At 54.9% G+C, this 17347-nt stretch carries 17 protein-coding genes; 8 read left to right on the plus strand and 9 right to left on the minus strand.

The genetic code is table 11. The annotated features are described in order from the left end of the window. Window positions 1-200: 200 nt before the first annotated feature. Window positions 201-872, plus strand: coding sequence for a hypothetical protein (locus IGS16_RS00470; protein ID WP_297082366.1), 672 nt, complete (start codon window positions 201-203; stop codon window positions 870-872). A gap of 58 nt (window positions 873-930) precedes the next feature. On the opposite strand, the gene IGS16_RS00475 is transcribed toward IGS16_RS00470, so the two are convergent. The 4 genes from IGS16_RS00475 to IGS16_RS00490 all read right to left on the minus strand — a co-directional run bounded on the left by IGS16_RS00475 (window position 931) and on the right by IGS16_RS00490 (window position 4201). Continuing rightward, window positions 931-1491 (minus strand): hypothetical protein, encoded by a 561-nt coding sequence (locus IGS16_RS00475; RefSeq protein WP_297082368.1) that lies wholly within the window; start codon window positions 1489-1491, stop codon window positions 931-933. 305 nt (window positions 1492-1796) lie between these two features. After that, on the minus strand, window positions 1797-2978 hold the full coding sequence (locus IGS16_RS00480; RefSeq protein ID WP_297082370.1) for a ParB/RepB/Spo0J family partition protein: 1182 nt from the start codon (window positions 2976-2978) through the stop codon (window positions 1797-1799). Beyond that, on the minus strand, window positions 2971-3582 hold the full coding sequence (locus IGS16_RS00485; RefSeq protein WP_297082372.1) for a ParA family protein: 612 nt from the start codon (window positions 3580-3582) through the stop codon (window positions 2971-2973). The genes IGS16_RS00480 and IGS16_RS00485 overlap by 8 nt, the downstream gene beginning before the upstream one ends. Window positions 3583-3838: 256 nt before the next feature. After that, window positions 3839-4201 (minus strand): DUF6788 family protein, encoded by a 363-nt coding sequence (locus IGS16_RS00490; RefSeq protein WP_297082374.1) that lies wholly within the window; start codon window positions 4199-4201, stop codon window positions 3839-3841. Window positions 4202-4393: 192 nt separating this feature from the next. On the opposite strand from IGS16_RS00490, the gene IGS16_RS00495 reads away from it, so the two are divergent. Further along, on the plus strand, window positions 4394-5446 hold the full coding sequence (locus tag IGS16_RS00495) for a PDDEXK nuclease domain-containing protein (protein WP_297082377.1): 1053 nt from the start codon (window positions 4394-4396) through the stop codon (window positions 5444-5446). 172 nt (window positions 5447-5618) lie between these two features. Here IGS16_RS00495 and IGS16_RS00500 read toward each other — a convergent pair whose 3' ends face one another. Beyond that, entirely contained in the window at window positions 5619-6716 is a 1098-nt protein-coding gene (locus IGS16_RS00500) for a hypothetical protein (RefSeq protein WP_297082380.1), read from the minus strand. Window positions 6717-7499: 783 nt separating this feature from the next. Here IGS16_RS00500 and IGS16_RS00505 point away from each other — a divergent pair. The 3 genes from IGS16_RS00505 to IGS16_RS00515 all read left to right on the plus strand — a co-directional run bounded on the left by IGS16_RS00505 (window position 7500) and on the right by IGS16_RS00515 (window position 10651). Next, the gene (locus tag IGS16_RS00505; protein ID WP_297082382.1) at window positions 7500-9344 is read left to right on the plus strand and encodes a hypothetical protein; all 1845 of its coding nucleotides are present in this window, start codon (window positions 7500-7502) and stop codon (window positions 9342-9344) included. A 77-nt stretch (window positions 9345-9421) separates the two neighbouring features. Continuing rightward, window positions 9422-10033 (plus strand): Uma2 family endonuclease, encoded by a 612-nt coding sequence (locus tag IGS16_RS00510; RefSeq protein WP_297082383.1) that lies wholly within the window; start codon window positions 9422-9424, stop codon window positions 10031-10033. A gap of 6 nt (window positions 10034-10039) precedes the next feature. After that, a complete protein-coding gene (locus IGS16_RS00515) occupies window positions 10040-10651 on the plus strand; it encodes a Uma2 family endonuclease (protein ID WP_297082383.1) in 612 nt (203 codons plus the stop codon). A 97-nt stretch (window positions 10652-10748) separates the two neighbouring features. Here the strand turns inward: IGS16_RS00515 and IGS16_RS00520 are convergent, their stop codons facing one another. The 3 genes from IGS16_RS00520 to IGS16_RS00530 form a co-directional block, all read right to left on the minus strand. Then, a complete protein-coding gene (locus IGS16_RS00520; protein WP_297082385.1) occupies window positions 10749-11660 on the minus strand; it encodes a phosphodiester glycosidase family protein in 912 nt (303 codons plus the stop codon). Between the two features lie 246 nt (window positions 11661-11906). Then, entirely contained in the window at window positions 11907-12059 is a 153-nt protein-coding gene (locus IGS16_RS00525) for a hypothetical protein (protein ID WP_297082387.1), read from the minus strand. Then, window positions 12049-14448 (minus strand): CHAT domain-containing protein, encoded by a 2400-nt coding sequence (locus IGS16_RS00530; protein ID WP_297082389.1) that lies wholly within the window; start codon window positions 14446-14448, stop codon window positions 12049-12051. The genes IGS16_RS00525 and IGS16_RS00530 overlap by 11 nt, the downstream gene beginning before the upstream one ends. 445 nt (window positions 14449-14893) lie before the next feature. Here IGS16_RS00530 and IGS16_RS00535 point away from each other — a divergent pair, with 445 nt between their 5' ends. Beyond that, a complete protein-coding gene (locus tag IGS16_RS00535; protein WP_297082391.1) occupies window positions 14894-15115 on the plus strand; it encodes a hypothetical protein in 222 nt (73 codons plus the stop codon). Between the two features lie 278 nt (window positions 15116-15393). Further along, the gene (locus IGS16_RS00540) at window positions 15394-16041 is read left to right on the plus strand and encodes a hypothetical protein (protein WP_297082393.1); all 648 of its coding nucleotides are present in this window, start codon (window positions 15394-15396) and stop codon (window positions 16039-16041) included. Between the two features lie 31 nt (window positions 16042-16072). Here IGS16_RS00540 and IGS16_RS00545 read toward each other — a convergent pair whose 3' ends face one another. Continuing rightward, window positions 16073-17212, minus strand: a complete 1140-nt coding sequence (locus IGS16_RS00545; RefSeq protein WP_297082395.1) for a hypothetical protein — start codon at window positions 17210-17212, stop codon at window positions 16073-16075. Between IGS16_RS00545 and IGS16_RS00550 the strand changes: the two genes are divergently transcribed. Then, window positions 17211-17342 (plus strand): hypothetical protein, encoded by a 132-nt coding sequence (locus IGS16_RS00550; protein WP_297082396.1) that lies wholly within the window; start codon window positions 17211-17213, stop codon window positions 17340-17342. The genes IGS16_RS00545 and IGS16_RS00550 overlap by 2 nt on opposite strands. Window positions 17343-17347: the final 5 nt, after the last annotated feature.

Here is a 17347-nt window from a genome sequence, read left to right on the forward strand (position 1 = left end):
ACCGCAGCATCCGACAAATGCCCCAGCGCTCCTTCATCTCTATGAGAGGAAAAGTGTAGAGTCGTCCTAGCTCCCTATCCACATCCCTCCAGCCGGACAAGATACCCTCTAGCAACACACTACTGGCATAATTTTCCCAGGGGCGCAGTTAGCTCTGCAATTCTCCAAACCCTTTAGGTGGGCAGCAGACTGGGTGAGTCATGACGGAAAGACAGCCAGCCATCGAGTTCAGAGTTGCAGTCGAGCGGGCGATCGCCCATCCCGAAACAGCAAACCTGGAGCAAATCTGGCACTACGCAGAACAGCAAATTGCTCGACTGGAGCGGGAGGAAAAACTGCGGGTGGCGGGCGAGGCGATCGCCCAACTGTGTGAGGTTCACGCCTCTCGCGCCGAGTGGCTGCTGCATTCCTGGGAGCAGCGGTGGCGCGATCGCTTGGATAAGGAACCCGTGTTGACCGACGAAATGCTGTCCTCGTTTTTGCGCCAGACGATGAGCCTGGGGTTAGACGAAATGCTAGAGAATTTCCTGCAAACCCACAGCCGCAATGCAGGCGGTGCCAGCGGTCATTCCACCGTCGAAGAGATCGAAAAAGATAAATTACTGAATTGGCTAGATCAGGAAGAAGCACATCAAAAAGCGCTCGCCGTGGCGCATGCGGAAAACGTCAGCGAATGGGCAAACCTGATTCGGGATTGGTTAAACACGCATGGACAAAGCAGTCGGTTTAGCGATTTGGCGCGGGGACTACAGCAACAACATCCGGATATGACGTGGGTTGCCATCTGGCTGGGGCTGTTGCTGGGTGGCTTTGTCTTGCAGCCCGGAGAACAGTTCTATGATGAACATTTTCGGGTCAGGATGGCTGATTAAACTCAGGACTTACGAGTAAGATGCGGCATGAAAAGATAAGCATTCTGTTTATTCAACTTCAATTCTCGATTCTGGTCTTCAGGGGGCACGGCTGAATCGGGCAGGCTTCAACTGGCAGTTGCTTGATCACATCCTCAAACCGAGACACGCCAAATTGCTGATGTAACTGTTCCAAAACGGACTGAATGTAATCCGTCACCTGGTTTCCCCGCATTCCCATACAGTGCATTGGCGATAGGGCAAGCACCTGGCGATCGCCCTGCCAGATTTCTGCACCCACGGCATGAACTGGTGCATCCTTATGGTTGCGGTATAGCACCAGCACGGCGGCATAGACCGAGGGCGGCGCGGGTAGAGCCATTGGTTCACCATCTTGCACAGGGAACGTCCGCTGGTCGCCCGGAGTGCCTTCCCTGACAGCTTTGCGGAGCCTGCGGCGGGTGCGATTATTGTCCTCTCGATATCGATAGTGCGATCGCCGCCGATGGCAGTCATAGCCCCAGCCCTGCTCGTTCGCCGGATTCCAGCAGTTGTCGCCCGTTGGGCCGTGGAGGGCGATCGCCTCTTCGACAGCAAGAATGGCGCACTGCTGGCACTTAGCATTAACACGACGAGCCATAGGCAAATCCAACGAGGCAAAAATCTTGTTCCTATTTTAGTGTAATTTTAGTGTAAGTTTTTTTTGACCCGACTAGATTGCAGTGACTTGCAGGTTAGTGACTTGCAGGTTAGTGACTTGCAGGATACGTCAGCGTCAGCGACTATCTCCAACCCTTGCGAGGCATTGTATTAAGACTATGCCTTGCAACCAGCGATTCCTGACGAAGCAATCGGCTACGTTCTATCAGCTTGCGAGGCATTGTATTACGACTATGCCTTGCAACGCCTAGCAGAACTTGTCAAATTCAAGAAACGCTTTCGCACCTACTGAAGCAAAGCCTCCATTTCCTCAAGGAGTTGCTTGAGTCGGGCACTTTTCTCTGGATCTTGCCAGAGCTTTGCCCGTTTCACAGCCCTGCTCGCAGACGACAGGCGAGCAGAAACCCGGTCAGGTTCAGCATTTTTTTTAGCTTCATCTAGTTTTTGGGACTGCCGCAGTTCTCTGACCCGCGCCTGAATTGCGTCTACAGATAGATTAGCGGCGATCGCCTCATTCAAGAGATGTCGCTGCTGCTCTGGATCTTTCACCTTCAGCACTTCATTGACCTTGGTATAGCTCAGCTTACCCTGCTGAAGAATTGCCTGAATTGAGTCCGGCAGCTTGAGTAAGGGCACTCGGTGCTTCCGAAAACTCTCTGGAGTCAGCCGCCCTACCAAATTAAACACATCTTCAATCACTGCCCAATCCTCACTACGGACAACGTTGTCCGTAAGTCCCCGCCGCTGGTTGGATGCTCGATTGAGAATACTCACAACTTCTTCAGGCGACTTTTGCAGATTGCGGCAGAGCATCCCCATAATGGCGTGAGTCTCTTCCCACTTGTTCAAGTCACCGCGCTGGAGATTGGATATCGCTTTAATATCCTCAGCAATATCATCATCCACTTCAAACACTCGACAGGGAACTTCTGTGAGCTTTGCAATTTCCGCTGAGCGATGGCGTTTTTCACCTGCCAGCAGGTCATATTCTCCTGGACTTCTAGGTCTCGGACGCACCGAGAGCGGATCGATAATCCCCACTGCCTGCATCGACCGAGCCATCTTCGCCAGTTCTTCTGGATCAAAGTAGCGTCGCGCCTGGTCTGGATCACGATGGATTTTAGAATGAGCAATCCAAATCACTGCTGGGGAGGCTTGGGATTCGACTTCAGAAACCGTGGGCGCGGGCTGTAGCGACTGAACTTGTCTTTCAACCTTGGCCCCGTTCGACTCCCCGTTCAACTTCTTGTTCAACAGTTGAGATGGACTATCAGGCTGCTCCAATATTCCTTCATCCGAAGGAGCCAAGGTGGACAATGGGGTAGCCGAGTCTGCGGATGGATCTGAGGGGATATCGGGTGGCACGTCTGATGCTGGCGATGCCATCTCTCTCTCTGAAGGATTGCCAATGACCGCCATCAGGGTTTTGAAGCGACTGACTCGCTTTTCTGCTTGCTTTTCAGCCATTTAGAATTTCCTCTCCTATTGCACAATACTCGTTCCAGGCAATGCGAGAGCGGCGATCGCCCTTCACCTGGTTGACCAGAATTCCATCATTGGCAGCTTTCTGAAAGGCGACGGCTTCCCGAATCTTGCCGTCAAATACCGGAAAGCCCATCTCTGTCAAGAAATCTCGTGCGTCTTCTCCTTCCCGGCGAGGCGCAGGCGGCACCCTAGTCAGCAGCACGCGATACTTGCCCGTGCCAATTTTCTGTAAAAGCTCAACTGTCTGGACTAGCGCATCCAGAGACAGGGTATCGGGCGTAGTCGGAAGCACTAGGAGATCGCAACCTTCGACAATTTCTTTCAAATCCTCTACTTCGGCCCGGGCCTCTGTGTCAATGATGAAATGTTCACAGTTTCGATATCGAGCGGCCTGGTTGACCCCGACAACCTTAAACGGTAAAGGCTGGCTATTGGCAACGCCGCGTTCCGCCCATCGACAGGCAGAGCGATTTGGATCTCCGTCGATTAGGAGCGTCGAACCTTTCGTTTGGAAGTAGGCAGCGAGATGGATGGCTGTTGTGGTCTTGGCTACACCGCCTTTGAAGCTTGCAGTAGTAATAATCATGCTGTCCGTAGTAGCGCTTTCTCAAGTCTAGTACGGACATTCAGCCTTGAGCCATTGACTTGAGAGAAGTTCTTAGATTTTGGCTGTTTTGCGCTACCGTTCTTTCGCTACAGAGCAAATCTGATCAGCAATCCTGTCAGAGCAAGCGCACAAAGCAATCAAAATAAAAGCAATCAAAATAATAGATAGCCCTTACGGACAACGTTGTCCGTAAAGCCCGTTTCTGGCTTGAAGCCTTACCAGCCTGAAGCATTGCTTACTTGAAGTTAAATCCATCCTCTATCCAGGGTGGGCGTTTGCCTACATATTGACTGCGTAATCTCCCGCCTTCTTTCCAGTAGGCATACCAGTAGGGGCCATGCCCAACTGTGGATAGATTTCCTTCACTACAGCGGCAGGCAGACTTTCCACAGCGGCGCTTTTCGTGTTGATAGGTTTTACCTTCATAATGGCGGCGATCGCCCACTGAAACCGTCGAACGCTGCGGAACTTCGAGCAGCATTTGGGATTCTTGAGCGGCGATCGCCCCCGTTAGCCAGTCGCGAATTTTCCGCTTTTGGTCGAGATCCAGTTGTTCTAGCAGGGTGTAGAGATCCGCAGAGAAAGTTGAGTCCGGCACGGGTGTTCTAAAAGCTCTTGTGTAACATTCTAACCAGAGTCCACAAGTTACACAAGAATTTTTTTAACCGTTCCGCATGATGCGCTTTAACCATGCTTTGGTTAACAGCCCCTCCAGATCCGCCCCTGCATCCCCGACATCCAGTAATCTTCGGTATAGTGAGTGCGGAAATCCTCCAGCCAAATCTCGCCGATGACCCAAGACCTGCTGCCTGCCAGCTACGATGCGTTCCTGAGCGGACTGAAAGAGCGAATTCGTCATGCCCAGGTGCGAGCGGCTCTGGCGGTCAACCAGGAACTTGTGATGCTCTACTGGCAGGTCGGACGAGAAATCTTGATTCGGCAGCAGCAGCAAGGCTGGGGTGCAAAGGTCATCACCCGGCTGGCCAAAGACCTGCAAAAAGCGTTTCCAGAGATGAAGGGCTTCTCGCGCACGAACCTGCTCTACATGCGTGCCTTTGCAGAGGCTTACCCGGATGAGCAATTCGTCCAGCAGGTTGCTGGACAAATCCCCTGGTTTCACAACTGCACGCTGCTGGACAAAATCAAAGACCCAGATGAGCGGCAGTGGTATATCCAGCAGACCATCCAGCAGGGCTGGAGCCGCAGCACCCTAATCCAGCGCATCGAAAGCAGGCTATATCATCGCCAAGGCGAGGCGCTGACCAACTTTGAGCAGACCCTACCACAGCCCCAGTCGAACTTAGCACAGCAGGTCTTGCGAGATCCCTACAACTTTGATTTTTTGAGCCTGGGGCAAGAGGCTCAGGAACGAGATTTAGAAGCCGCCCTCATTCGCCACATTCGCGAGTTTTTACTCGAGCTGGGGGTGGGCTTTGCCTTCGTCGGCAGCCAGTACCCCCTCCAGGTCAGCGGCAAAGAGTATCGACTCGATCTGCTGTTTTATCATTTCCGGCTGCACTGCTTTGTGGTCATTGATCTGAAGACTGTGGAGTTTGAGCCAGAATTTTCGGGCAAGATGAATTTCTACGTTTCAGCCGTGGATGACTTGCTGCGCGGCCCCGCCGATCAACCCACGATCGGCATCGTGCTATGCAAAACTCAGGATCACACCGTTGTTGAGTACGCGCTGCGTGACTTGAATAAACCCATTGGCATTTCTACTTATCAACTCAAGGATTCTTTGCCGGAGCCGCTGAAGGGAAATTTGCCTACCATCGAAGAGCTAGAAACTCAGCTAAATGTTTTGTCCGTAGAGATTGAAGAGGAATTGGAGAATTCATAACCTGTTGGCTTATGAAGGCACAGCCCGCAGAATGGCGATCGCCCTCACGGGTTCTTGTGTAAACCCTCGACAGTTACACAAGAACCTTGCAAAGCCATCAACGCCCCAACCCAGAAAATTCTCGGTGAAAACGGTTTCTACCAGAGAATACACTTGCTAACCAGCATCAGAGCTAGCCATGAGCCGGGCCAGACTTTAGCTTATCCGGATTGATTTGAAACTGAATGCTGGGCGTTTTCTTCTTTCCAGGTAATTCCTGAGCGCCGAGGATATATCCACCCTGGCGCAACTCCTCTACCGTGCGCCAGAAAATCTGATTATTGCGAGATGAATTGCTCCCCAACAAATCCAGATTCTTAAACAGATATTGCTTGGAAATAATCAGGTATTGCCCATCCTGCGGCGTGTCCCACTTCAGTCGGCTGGCTAAGTAAACTAGCAGTTTGGTTCGGTAGTCATTTTTAGCATTGCTGCCCAGCTTTTGCGTGATGTCAATGTCGCTGGCGAATAGCACATAGTCGCCCGTGCGACTTGGCCCCTCAAAAAACTCCAGCGACACCGTATAGGAGTCCGCCAGCTCATAGGTATAGTCGGCTGCCTTTGCCAAATCGAACTCACGGGAGAGATTCTCGATTTTATAGCTCTTGATGCGAAGGATACTTTTAATAATGACCTCTGCACCAATCTTATTTCCCTCTCGCAAGGACTTTGCCAACACTAGCTCTACCCGGTGCAGCGCAACTAAATCTCGATTCAGCTGCGATCGCACTTTGGCATGAAAGCTCCCCCCCTTGCTGCGGGTATAGCCCAGGCTTTCTAGCAAGTCATTTGAGCGGAATGTGACCACCGGCCCGTTATTTTGCTCGGCCGCCAGCCGATACAGATACAGCACAATACCAACCTGGCGCGGATTCAAAAACGTGAGCAGCGCCATGAACAAGCGCTGAATCTTTCGATCGGAAATCTTTTCCAATCCTTTACCAATGCCTTGATCGACCAGCGCATGAAAATCCAGGTTTTCATACTGCTGTTTAACCTCTTCCCACTCGTCCTGCGTCAGATCTTCCAGCGGCACGCGACGGGTTACGGCGACCTCGCCTGCATCTTGCGGATCAGACTCTACGCGCATTTCTAGATAATATCCGTCGCCATCCGACCGCAGCAGTGGCAGCCGCACATCTGGATTATTCAGCGATGCCCCTGCTCTGGGCAGCACCATCAATAGCTGTCCATCCACTGGAAAAACGGAGTCGGTTGGAATCGCTGTCATCGCCACAGATCCATGAGTGATGCAGGAATTGTACTAGATATAGCGGAGGGCGATCGCCATAATTTGAGCAAACCGCTATAGGGCTATCACTCCGGCGTATGATTTTGGGGGTCTGTTCTATCACTCCAGCGTATGGCTTGCTCTATCACTCCGGCGTATAGTTTCGACTGGTTCTATCACTTCGGCGTATGGCTTGCTCTATCACTCCGGCGTATAAACTGATTTACCTGGTTGTCTGAGTTACTCTTCTTCACTAGACTTTTCAATTTTGTTCTATCACTCCGGCGTATAGCTTGCTCTATCACTCCGGCGAATCTTGCAGCCTTGTTCTATCACTCCAGCGTATTCAAAGTTTTATCACTCCGGCGTAGATTCGCTCTATCATGCCGCCGTATTTTCTAATTCTTACCCGATTTTAAAGTGTTTCAAACTGATTTTTTGAGTGTTTAATGGATCGCGTTACGCCTTAGTTCCCCTGTTCTATGGACAAGCCGATCCGTTTATCTACGATTCTGAAATTCGGCGCATAAAAAAGCCGGAACAGAGCCTCGCCAAAGTCTCCATCGTTCCGACTGATGCATCTTGGTCAAAGAAGTACCAGCTTTTTTGACCTGTTTTGTTACGCAACTGAATGATAGCAGCCTTCACAAGCTGTGGGTAATATCTGTCAGAGATTTTTCCAATCCCTGGTTATGTTTGTTGCGTATGCAGAGGCCTGCATTGGGTCGTGAATGGGTAGTACGCAAGGATCTCTGATCTGGCTCCGTTGGTTCGGGAGCCTATATGATTAGCACTCAATCTCAAACGTCCTTTCGGTTTGTTGAAGAAGATCACGAACCGTTCTTGTCGCTATTTCCCCATCGCTATGACTATATTTGGGCAGAGCATTCCCCGCTGGCGACATCTGGAAAGCTGGCGTGGAGAACAGAAAGCCGGCATCCCCTGAGCGATCGCCTGATTCTTCAAGGTCGAGCATTCTATGGTGTGCGGTTTGGCGCAGAAACTCGCTACTGCCTTCTGGATATTGATGCCAATAGTTCCTATCATCCGGGCTGTGATCCCTTTGCCATTAGCCGTTTGGTTGCTGCATTAGAACCTCTAGGATTGGTTAGCTTTGTTGCCTGCACGTCTAGCTATAGCGGTGGCATCCATCTCTACTTTCCCTTCGACCAACCTGTCAAAACCTGGCAGTTGGCGATCGCCCTTCAGTTTGCTTTAGAAAGTGCCGGGTTTTGCATTGCGCTCGGTCAGCTTGAAATCTTTCCCAATCCCAAACTTTATGTATCTGGTGGGGAACCTAGCCTGTATGCAGCACATCGGCTACCGCTGCAATTGGGTTCTTATTTGTTAGACACCGACTGGCAGCCGATCTACAGCACTCGTCGTCTGTTTGTTGAGCGGTGGCAGTTTGCAGTGGCTCGGAATGCCGTCAGTTCCCAAGTGGTGGAGCATTACGCCAAGTCTGCACGTCGCCAGCGGCATGGGCTATCGGGTAAGGCAGATAAGTTTCTAGGCGACCTCAGTGCAGAAATTGAACCAGGGTGGACTGGATATGGACAAACGAACTATTTGCTGGGGCGAATTGCCCTGCGTACCTATATCTTTGGGCATTTGCTATATGGAACTCGTCCCCTAGAGGGAAAACCTCTGGTTGATACGATTGTCCGAGTCGCTCGGTCGCTTCCTGGCTACGGCCAGTGGTGTCGCCATCAGCACGAAATCGAAAAGCGAGCAGAAGAATGGGCGCGGTGTGTCGAAAACAGCCACTACTTTCATTTTCAGCGATCACAAAGGCGACTTAAAAGTTTGTCAGAAGACGCTCCGCCTGGATCACCAACCTGGAACCAGCAGCAGCAAGAAGTCGTGCGGGAAAAAATCCGAAGGGCGATCGCCGACTTGCTCAATCGCAATCATTTACCCGTGACAACCACGGCTCGATTTAAGGCTTTGATTGCCTACGGAATCAGCGGTGCGTCTCTTTATCGCCATCGGGATCTGTGGCATCCGAATGATCTGATTCACTCATCTCAAGTTCTGGAAAATTTTGCTGCATTTCAGGGAACTGAGGGGGATGCGTCCACAACGCAATCCCCCTCAGTTTACCCTACAAGCTTATTAGCTCAGGGAGGGTGTAATGGTTTGGCTGAAGGTCATTCCAGTAGCTTTGTGGAGTCAGAGAAAGCGGGGTTAGGGTGTAATTATTGCAAAGCCTCAGAGAGTTCAGCAGAGAGTTTAGCGGAGAGTTCGACAGGTATAGAGACAGCCGAACCGCGTCAGGTTCCACCAGAAACGCTAACCGATGTTGCAAATGCCTCGGATGTAAATGCCTCGGATGTAAATGCTTCGGATGTAAATGCCTCGGATGTAAATGCTTCGGATGTAAATGCTTCGGATGCAATATCGGGAATCCGCTATGTGCAGCGGGTGCTGAGGGCGATCGCCACTCGGGCACGCCAGCAGCCCGCCCATCTGCATGACGTAGCTGTTCAGTATGACCAAGCCCGTCGGTCTGCCCAGCAAGCCGCCTTTGCTGCCCGGATGCAGACCTACCTAGCGTCGGGCGACCCGATCCTGATGCGAGAGGCGATCGCCTGGATGCAAGCGCGATCGCCCAGCCCTCACCCATGACATCTCCACTCATAACATCCTCACCAATGACATAATGAAACCCAGGATCTAAGTAGGGATTCAATCAGGACGACCCTATGGTTTCACTGACGTTGCCCCTGGTGCTGGAGACGACCGAGGTTCATCTCACCGATGAGCAGTTTTATCAGCTTTGCCGCAGTAACCCCGACCTGTCCATTGAACGAAGTGCCAAAGGAGCTTTGATTGTTATGACTCCTGTGGGGGGAGAGGGCGGCAGCTATGAGATGGAATTGGGAGCAGATTTGACCCTGTGGAATCGACAAACCAAACTGGGCAAAACCTTCAGTTCCTCCACCTTGTTTAAGCTGCCGATTGGCGGTGGGGGCGAAGCCAGCGCATCCAGCTTTCGCTCTCCAGATGCCGCATGGGTGGAGCTATCCCGCTGGCAGGCGCTGACCCCAGAACAGCGGCGAAAATTTCCCCCCATTGCCCCTGACTTTGTGATTGAACTGCGCTCTCCTACTGATGACCTGGAACTGTTGCGGGCAAAGATGCAGGAATACATGGATGCCGGGGTTCGATTGGGCTGGATGCTAAACCCGCAGGAACAACAGGTGGAGATTTACCGCCAGGGGCAGCCCAAGGAGGTGCGCGAATTGCCCACAGAACTCTCTGGCGAAGACGTGCTGCCTGGATTTGTGTTGCCAGTGTCCCGCTTTGAAGATTGAGGCGTTATGGTTTCACTGACGTTGCCCCTAGTGCTGGAGACGACCGAGGTTCATCTCACCGATGAGCAGTTTTATCAGCTTTGCCGCAGTAACCCCGACCTGTCCATTGAACGAAGTGCCAAAGGAGCTTTGATTGTTATGACTCCTGTGGGGGGAGAGGGCGGCAGCTATGAGATGGAATTGGGAGCAGATTTGACCCTGTGGAATCGACAAACCAAACTGGGCAAAACCTTCAGTTCCTCCACCTTGTTTAAGCTGCCGATTGGCGGTGGGGGCGAAGCCAGCGCATCCAGCTTTCGCTCTCCAGATGCCGCATGGGTGGAGCTATCCCGCTGGCAGGCGCTGACCCCAGAACAGCGGCGAAAATTTCCCCCCATTGCCCCTGACTTTGTGATTGAACTGCGCTCTCCTACTGATGACCTGGAACTGTTGCGGGCAAAGATGCAGGAATACATGGATGCCGGGGTTCGATTGGGCTGGATGCTAAACCCGCAGGAACAACAGGTGGAGATTTACCGCCAGGGGCAGCCCAAGGAGGTGCGCGAATTGCCCACAGAACTCTCTGGCGAAGACGTGCTGCCTGGATTTGTGTTGCCAGTGTCCCGCTTTGAAGATTGAGGGGTCAACTCGGCGGAAATTTGCGTAAATTTTTTGCGTGAATTTTTTGCGTAAGTTTTTTGCGTAAATGTTAGAGAGGCGTAAACTTGGCTGGACTTTAGGGGACTTGGGGGCGTAGGTGTCCCTGCTGAAACTGCGTCCAGGCGGTTTGGAGCGCCGGGGGAGCAGGGGTGCGGGCATCGTAGACCGCGATCACATTCGTCAGGTTGCGCCCGGCAGGATAGACAATCGTGCCCCGCGCCGCCAGCGCCACGGACGCACCACCATCCAGGTTCATCGCCTGGTATGCGCCCAACTCTCGCAGGATTTCGGCGGCGCGACGCAGGGAGACTGCATCGATAAACGCCACCATCAGCAGCGTCCGACCGTCTTGGGAAAACCCGATGGCAGACCGCCCAGCGGCCGTCTGGGGATTGACCAGGTGGGCGGTGGTAAAGCCTTCGGCCCGCACCCGCTCCGCCGTCACCGACACCTGCCCATTCGTCACCAGTCGGGGCCCACAGGTGAGGGAAAGCCAGTATTCGCCCCACGCCCGCGGCCGGTTTTCCAGATTGGGCGTGATCATCTCTGGCTGCTGGTTTTGCCGCAGGCTGAGGGTAGTGCCCCGCGTTTCCCAGGCAAAATAACGCAGCAATCGCCCTGCTCCTACCATATTTCCCATGACATCCCGATGAGGCGCAGCGGTGTTGAAAAATGTGCCATTTGCCACCACGGCCGCCTGCATTCGCCGGACGATTTGCGGGAACGGCTCGTCGCCATAGGAGCGCTGGGGCGTGTTGGCCTGGGGCGCGTCGTTGGCCAGCCCAAGGGTGACCAGGGTTTCTGGCTGCGACAGGTCTACGGTGGTCAGGTGAAAGGCCACGCCCTGGAGCGATCGCCGCTGGGTGTCTACTGCGGCCGGGGGTTGGGCGATCGCCCTGCGAGACACGCCGTAGGCCGCGCCCAGGGCCGCGCTACCCAGGAGGAGTGAGCGTCTTGAGAGTTTGCGAGTGAAAGGTGAGTTGTTCATGTTGGCTGACCTGAGATTTCAATCTGTGCGGAGAAAGTGGCGATCGCCCTCGAAAAATCGTCTACAGCATTTTCTTGCGGGGTGAGGCACATGCTGCCCTCACGAGGCAAGGGCTTATTGACCATCCGTGTGCCTCACTAGCTTCAAAAACGCTGTATCTGAAGTAATCCAAAATCTGAAATAATCCAAAATCGCCCATCTGAACTCCAAAATGCAGTCGGGCGATCGCCCCCCAACCCGCCTGAGCTATCGCGCAAACTGGCGGATAAAGGCCACAATCGGGTCGATTTTAACCCCGTAGTTCACCACGCCCTCACGGACACGCTGACCGGGGTCATCTTCAGGGAAGAGGGAAGAACGAAGAAGGAAGAACGAAGAACGAAAATCTTTACAGTCCATTGCCGATGATCACAAATGCTGACCAGTAGTAGGGATGGGCGAAGCGGGTGTCTACGCTGATGCCTTCTAGGGGCACGATTGGCGCAGTGCTGGAACTACCAGAGGCATCGTGGCCGCTGCGGAGCATTTGCAGTTGGGCTTGCTGCATGGCCTGGGCGATCGCCATCGGCTGCTGTTCTGTGCCTTGCGCTAGCGTCTCGTAGAACTCCTGCATGAGTTCGCTGGTTGCGCCATCATTCACCTGCCATAGCGACGCAATCACCGTATTCGCTCCGGCATTGATAAACGCCTGGGCAATGCTCGACACTTCCCGTCCATCGGGCAGTTCCTTGCCGCCATCGGCATGAAAGCTGGCCCAGTCGTCTTGCCCCAGCCCGGTTTCGCAGGCCGACGGCACCACTAGGCTAATGTCGGCAAAGATCTGGCGCTCTAGGCGGATATCGGCAATGCGCCAGGGCTGCTTGTTGCCCAACACCAAAAAGGAGGCATACAGGCTTGCCGGGTCGAACTTGCCGTGGGTGGCGATGTGCAAAATCTGGTGACCGGGGGCCTCCAAAATCGACGCTTCGGTGAACTGCTGGTTTAGCCGCTGCCGTCCCCGATAGATGCCCTGTTCCCGCCCCGCCGATTGCGCCTTGACGATGCGGTTGAGTTCGTCGGGGACGTGATCCAGCGGATTAAATCCAGGCATCCCCACGGCTGGGTCGGCGGGCACGGGTTCCGATAGCCCCAGCGCCAGCACGGAGGTATCCGCCGGATGGCCAGACAAGGGGCGATCGCGGTTGGTGAGGCTTGCGCCATTTACCGTAGACACCGTGTAGCGCTCAATCAGATATTGCTTGCCATCGAACAGCGCCGCCGTGGGCACGTAGCGCAACGACTGGTCGAGGGCGAAGACCAGATGTTGGGTGCCGCTGTTTGCCAGTTCTGCCACTAGCAGGTCGGGAAATAGCCAGTTGTAGAGCCGTTGCGACACGGCTTGAAGCTTCTGAATATCGGCTTCGGTGCGGCAAGACGTGGCTTCGCAGTCGCGCATGAGCTGGCGAAACTCCAGCACGGCGGCATCGATCTGGCGCTTGCCCACGCCCTGCACCTCGATGGAGTTGGGCACGCCCGCCGCCGTCACCCACAAAAGCCACAGCCTGTCCTCCAGCACCACCGGATAGAGCAGCACCGTTCCGGGACGGGCGTTGACGATATCCTGCCCGATGCTAGTCAGTTGGTCGAGGCCTACGATTGGGTCGCCGCTGGCGATGCGCCGCCGCACCTCTGCGGCAAAGGCCGCCACGCGCTGGTCAAACTCGGCGGTGAGCCGTCGCCGCTGCGTTTGCAAGGTCTCCCAGCGGGGGCTTTGCCGACAGGCTGGGTCTTGTTGGCAGGCCGCCACCTGCTGACCAAAGGCGATGAGGCTGTCGTATTCTTTCAAGATTTCGGCTTCTAGCGGGCTGAGGGTGACTTGGCGCGTGCTGGGGTCTTGGACAGTGCCGCGGGTGTATTCGCGGATTTCCTGGATTTTCAGCAGTTCTAGGACTTGCTCGGCTTCTAGCAGTCGCCCCTGGGAAAGCAGCAGGTCGGCCAGCAAGCGGTAGGTGTGGGCAACGCTATCGGTGAAGGATTGTTGCAGGGCGGTATCCAGGCTGCGAATGTCGCCACGAATGGATTCGCGCACGTTGACGCTGGCTTTGAGGAAGGTGATGGCCAGTTCGGGTTGGTCTTGGGCGTTGAGCAGACGGCCAATGTTGCTGAGGGCAATGCCCTCTTCGGCCCGGTTGCCCCCAGTGCTAAAGATCGCCAGGGCTTGCTCATAGAACTCAATGGCGCGGCGATAGTCCCCCAGGCTGAGGTACGCAATGCCCAGGTTGCCCAGCGACCGCCCTTCCCCGCCCCGGTCGCCAATCTCCCGGGCGATCGCCAGGTCTTGCTCATAGAACTCAATGGCGCGGCGATAGTCCCCCAGGCTGAGGTACGCATTGCCCAGGTTGCCCAGCGACCGCCCTTCCCCGCCCCGGTCGCCAATCTCCCGGGCGATCTCCAGGGCTTGCTCATAGAACTCAATAGCGCGGCGATAGTCCCCCAGGCTGAGGTACGCAATGCCCAAGTTGCCCAGCGCCCGCCCTTCCCCGCCCCGGTCGTCAATCTCTCGATAGATTGCCAGCGCCTGCTCCCAGGACTGTAGCGCTGCTCGAAACTGGCCACTTTGGGCTTGCTGAATGCCCTGCTGCAACAGCCTATCCGCCTCGGCTTTGCGGTCTGCTGCGCTCTGGGCCAGGGCAGCGGGCGAAACAGGTCGGGACTGGGCGACGGCTGGACGGAGCGCAGGGACGATGCCAGGTGCAACTACGCCGAGGGCAATGGCCGCCCCCAGCCAGTAAGACTTCCGAAAGGACATGGGCAAATCCTCTAGGTTTAAGGGAGGGGTTGACAGGAGTATATAGTCCTGCATTCACGAAGCTATGCAGATCTCCTGAAGTGATGCAAGCGTTTCGTAAAGAATCAGGTTTCGGGCGGTTTGGGTCGCGGAGCCTCGCGCCAGGGGCGTGGCCCATCGGGGCAGTCTACTAGCACAGTCTAAGGGATGCTCTGCGGTCGGTTCGCAGCGGGCAAGCAGATGGGCAAACGGGTCAGTGGCAGCAATTCTCAGTATGGAAATTTCGCCCGAGCTTATTGCTACTAATCTCAACAAGCTCATTTGGAAAGCTTATTCTTTCGTTCAGGATTTTGCGGATTGGACAAGCTGTTGGTCAAAATGAGAATTGCGGTTCGCTCTTGGGATGAGGGGCTTCACTTCGATGCCGTTGGTAGAATGGGGCTATCGCTTCTACGCAAGGCTGCCTATGGCACCTACGGATACTGACCCTACCCTAGACCAGCAACAGCCTATAGATCGCAGGTTAAAGGCGATCGCCTACAGCCTCGACTGCCTGATTCCTGGACTGTATCTGTGGCTTGGCCCCCTCAAGCTTCGCCTGGGTGGCAGCCCTGCCGAAGAAACCTACCCCGGTACCATTGCCTTGTGGGGATTGCCCTGGTGGCACCGCGGCAGCCAGCAGGTCTAGATTGCCAGTGAATCGCCGACCGTTTTGCCCAGTGCCACTTCTACCCAGTGCCACTTCTACCCAGTGCCACAATGTGCAAGGGCTGAGAAAAGGGGCGATCGCCACTGGTGTTGTCTTTAGGCGAATCTGGCGCAGGACAAGTCGCTCGGTGATTAGCATCGCAAAATATCCAAAGGATCAACTGCGTTACTCAGTAGCACTCTAGAGACAGCGTAGAGACTGCATCGCTCTCCCCGATTGGCTAAAATAGCTGCATCTGAATGATTTGCGTCTGCGCTATGTCCCGCCCGCCCAAAATCCTCAAGCCCGACGAGACCTACACCTTTGCGCGGTATGCCGAGTTGCCCTACGAGCGCGACGATATCTTAGCTGACCTGGGCTGCACCCTATCCAGGCAGCAGGTGGAGTTGCCCTATTATATGGGGGCGTTGCAATTGCAAGCGTTGGACGATCAACTCAATGATGCCTTCCAGTTCACGACCATTAGCAGCGAACAGGCGCGGCGCGAGTTTCTAATTGCGCCCATCATTGCCCATGTCTGCCGCCAAACGGGGCAAAAGGTACGGGTAGAATATCCCCTGGCGGTGAGTGGCTGGCTGCGCGGCACACTGGACTACTACTTTCAGGCTAGCAACCTGCTGATCATCGAAGCCAAGCGCGAAAACCTCTACACAGGCTTCACGCAGCTTGGTGCAGAATTGGTGGCGCTGAGCCAGTGGATCGATAGTGATACGCCCCTCCTCTACGGCGCAGTCACCACGGGTCAAATCTGGCAGTTTGGCACCTTCGACCGGGCTACTCAACACCTCACAGAAGACCCCACCCTCTACCGCATCCCCGAAGAACTGGAGCAGGTGGTTCGCCTGCTAATGGGTATTTTGTCTCAACAGCCGACCCCGATATTGATGAACCCTACGCTTGCCTGAGAGCGCTCCACCACGCTTACCTCCACCCCGCCTACCATTGTGCAGTTACCCAAAGCTGATACTCACCGCGCTGCTGGGGTTCTGCCGTCTGCACCCGCAGGATGTAGTTACCCGGTTCCGACAGTGCAATTTCGTGAAGCATCTGGCGCGGTTCTTCCACACTACTCTGAGCGTGACTCCATGCCTGAATCAATTCCCAATTCTGTTCCGCAGATGAGGTTTCAGATGAGTTTTCAGAAGAATTGGAGGGCGATCGCAGCAGGGAGATCTGCATGTCGAAGTCTGTGCTTTGCACCAGAATTTCCACGGTTTGAGGCTGGCTGAGGGTGAAGCTGTGGTCGCGGTAGGGGCGGTTGTCGGATGTGCGGGTGGCATGGCCGTCGGAGAAGCGCCCGGAGGTGTTCACGAGCGGGCAGACCGCAGACACCACGTTGCGCTGGAGCGTCTTCCAGTCTGGCGAGGGATGCGGGTCTGACCGCACCACGGCCCAAAATTCTGACCAAAGCTGCTGGCTGGCGTAGTAATCGGCTCGACGGGCGATCGCCGCTTTGCCGCTGAGGGTTTCCTGGGCGATCGCCTGCTCTACCTGGGCTAACTCCGTCGAGAGGCGATCGCGCTCTGCCGTATCCATCACCCGAAACCGAAAAGACCTGGGCGCAAACTGCCCAAAGGACAGTAGCAGGTTGTAGGACTCGCCGGGTTGCAGCGCGATATCTGGCGTAATGCCGTAGATGGGGCTACCAGGAATGACCGCCTCTATCAGTTGGTCTGCCTCTGTCACCGGGCGGCTCCAGAGAATGTCGGTTGTCCCTGCCCGCTGAAGCGCCACCCGGTCTGCTACGCCCTGCCACACCAGCATTGGGCGGTTGCTGCTAACTCGCAGTTCCGTCGTTGCATCGGCATAGGGCGCAACCAGACACACCTGTTCTCCCCTGGAGGTCGCGGGTACTCGGGGTCGCGGCGGCGCACTGCGGCTAAACCACTGGCTCCAGAACCCCGCCTGAGCGGGCAGCGTCGGGGAAAAGCTGATGAGTAGGAAGGTGAGGAGGCTGAGGAGGAGGAAGGGGGGAGCGGTGTTTGGAGGAAGAGGGAAGAGGGAAGAGGGAAGAACGAAAATAGTGGGATGACTAATCGCTGACGTATTTCGCGAAGGCAGCCGGATTTCATTCATGGCGAGTGATTTAATCCCAACGTCGGAAGAGTCAGCCCAAGCGGCTGAGGCGAGGGCTGAGGCAGAGCAACAACGCAGGGAAAAGCTAGCGGCAAAGCTGCGGGAATTAGACATCGACCCAGATGCTTAAATGCA

The sequence above is a fragment of the Thermoleptolyngbya sp. C42_A2020_037 genome, assembly GCF_015272455.1.
Classification (GTDB): domain Bacteria; phylum Cyanobacteriota; class Cyanobacteriia; order Elainellales; family Elainellaceae; genus Thermoleptolyngbya.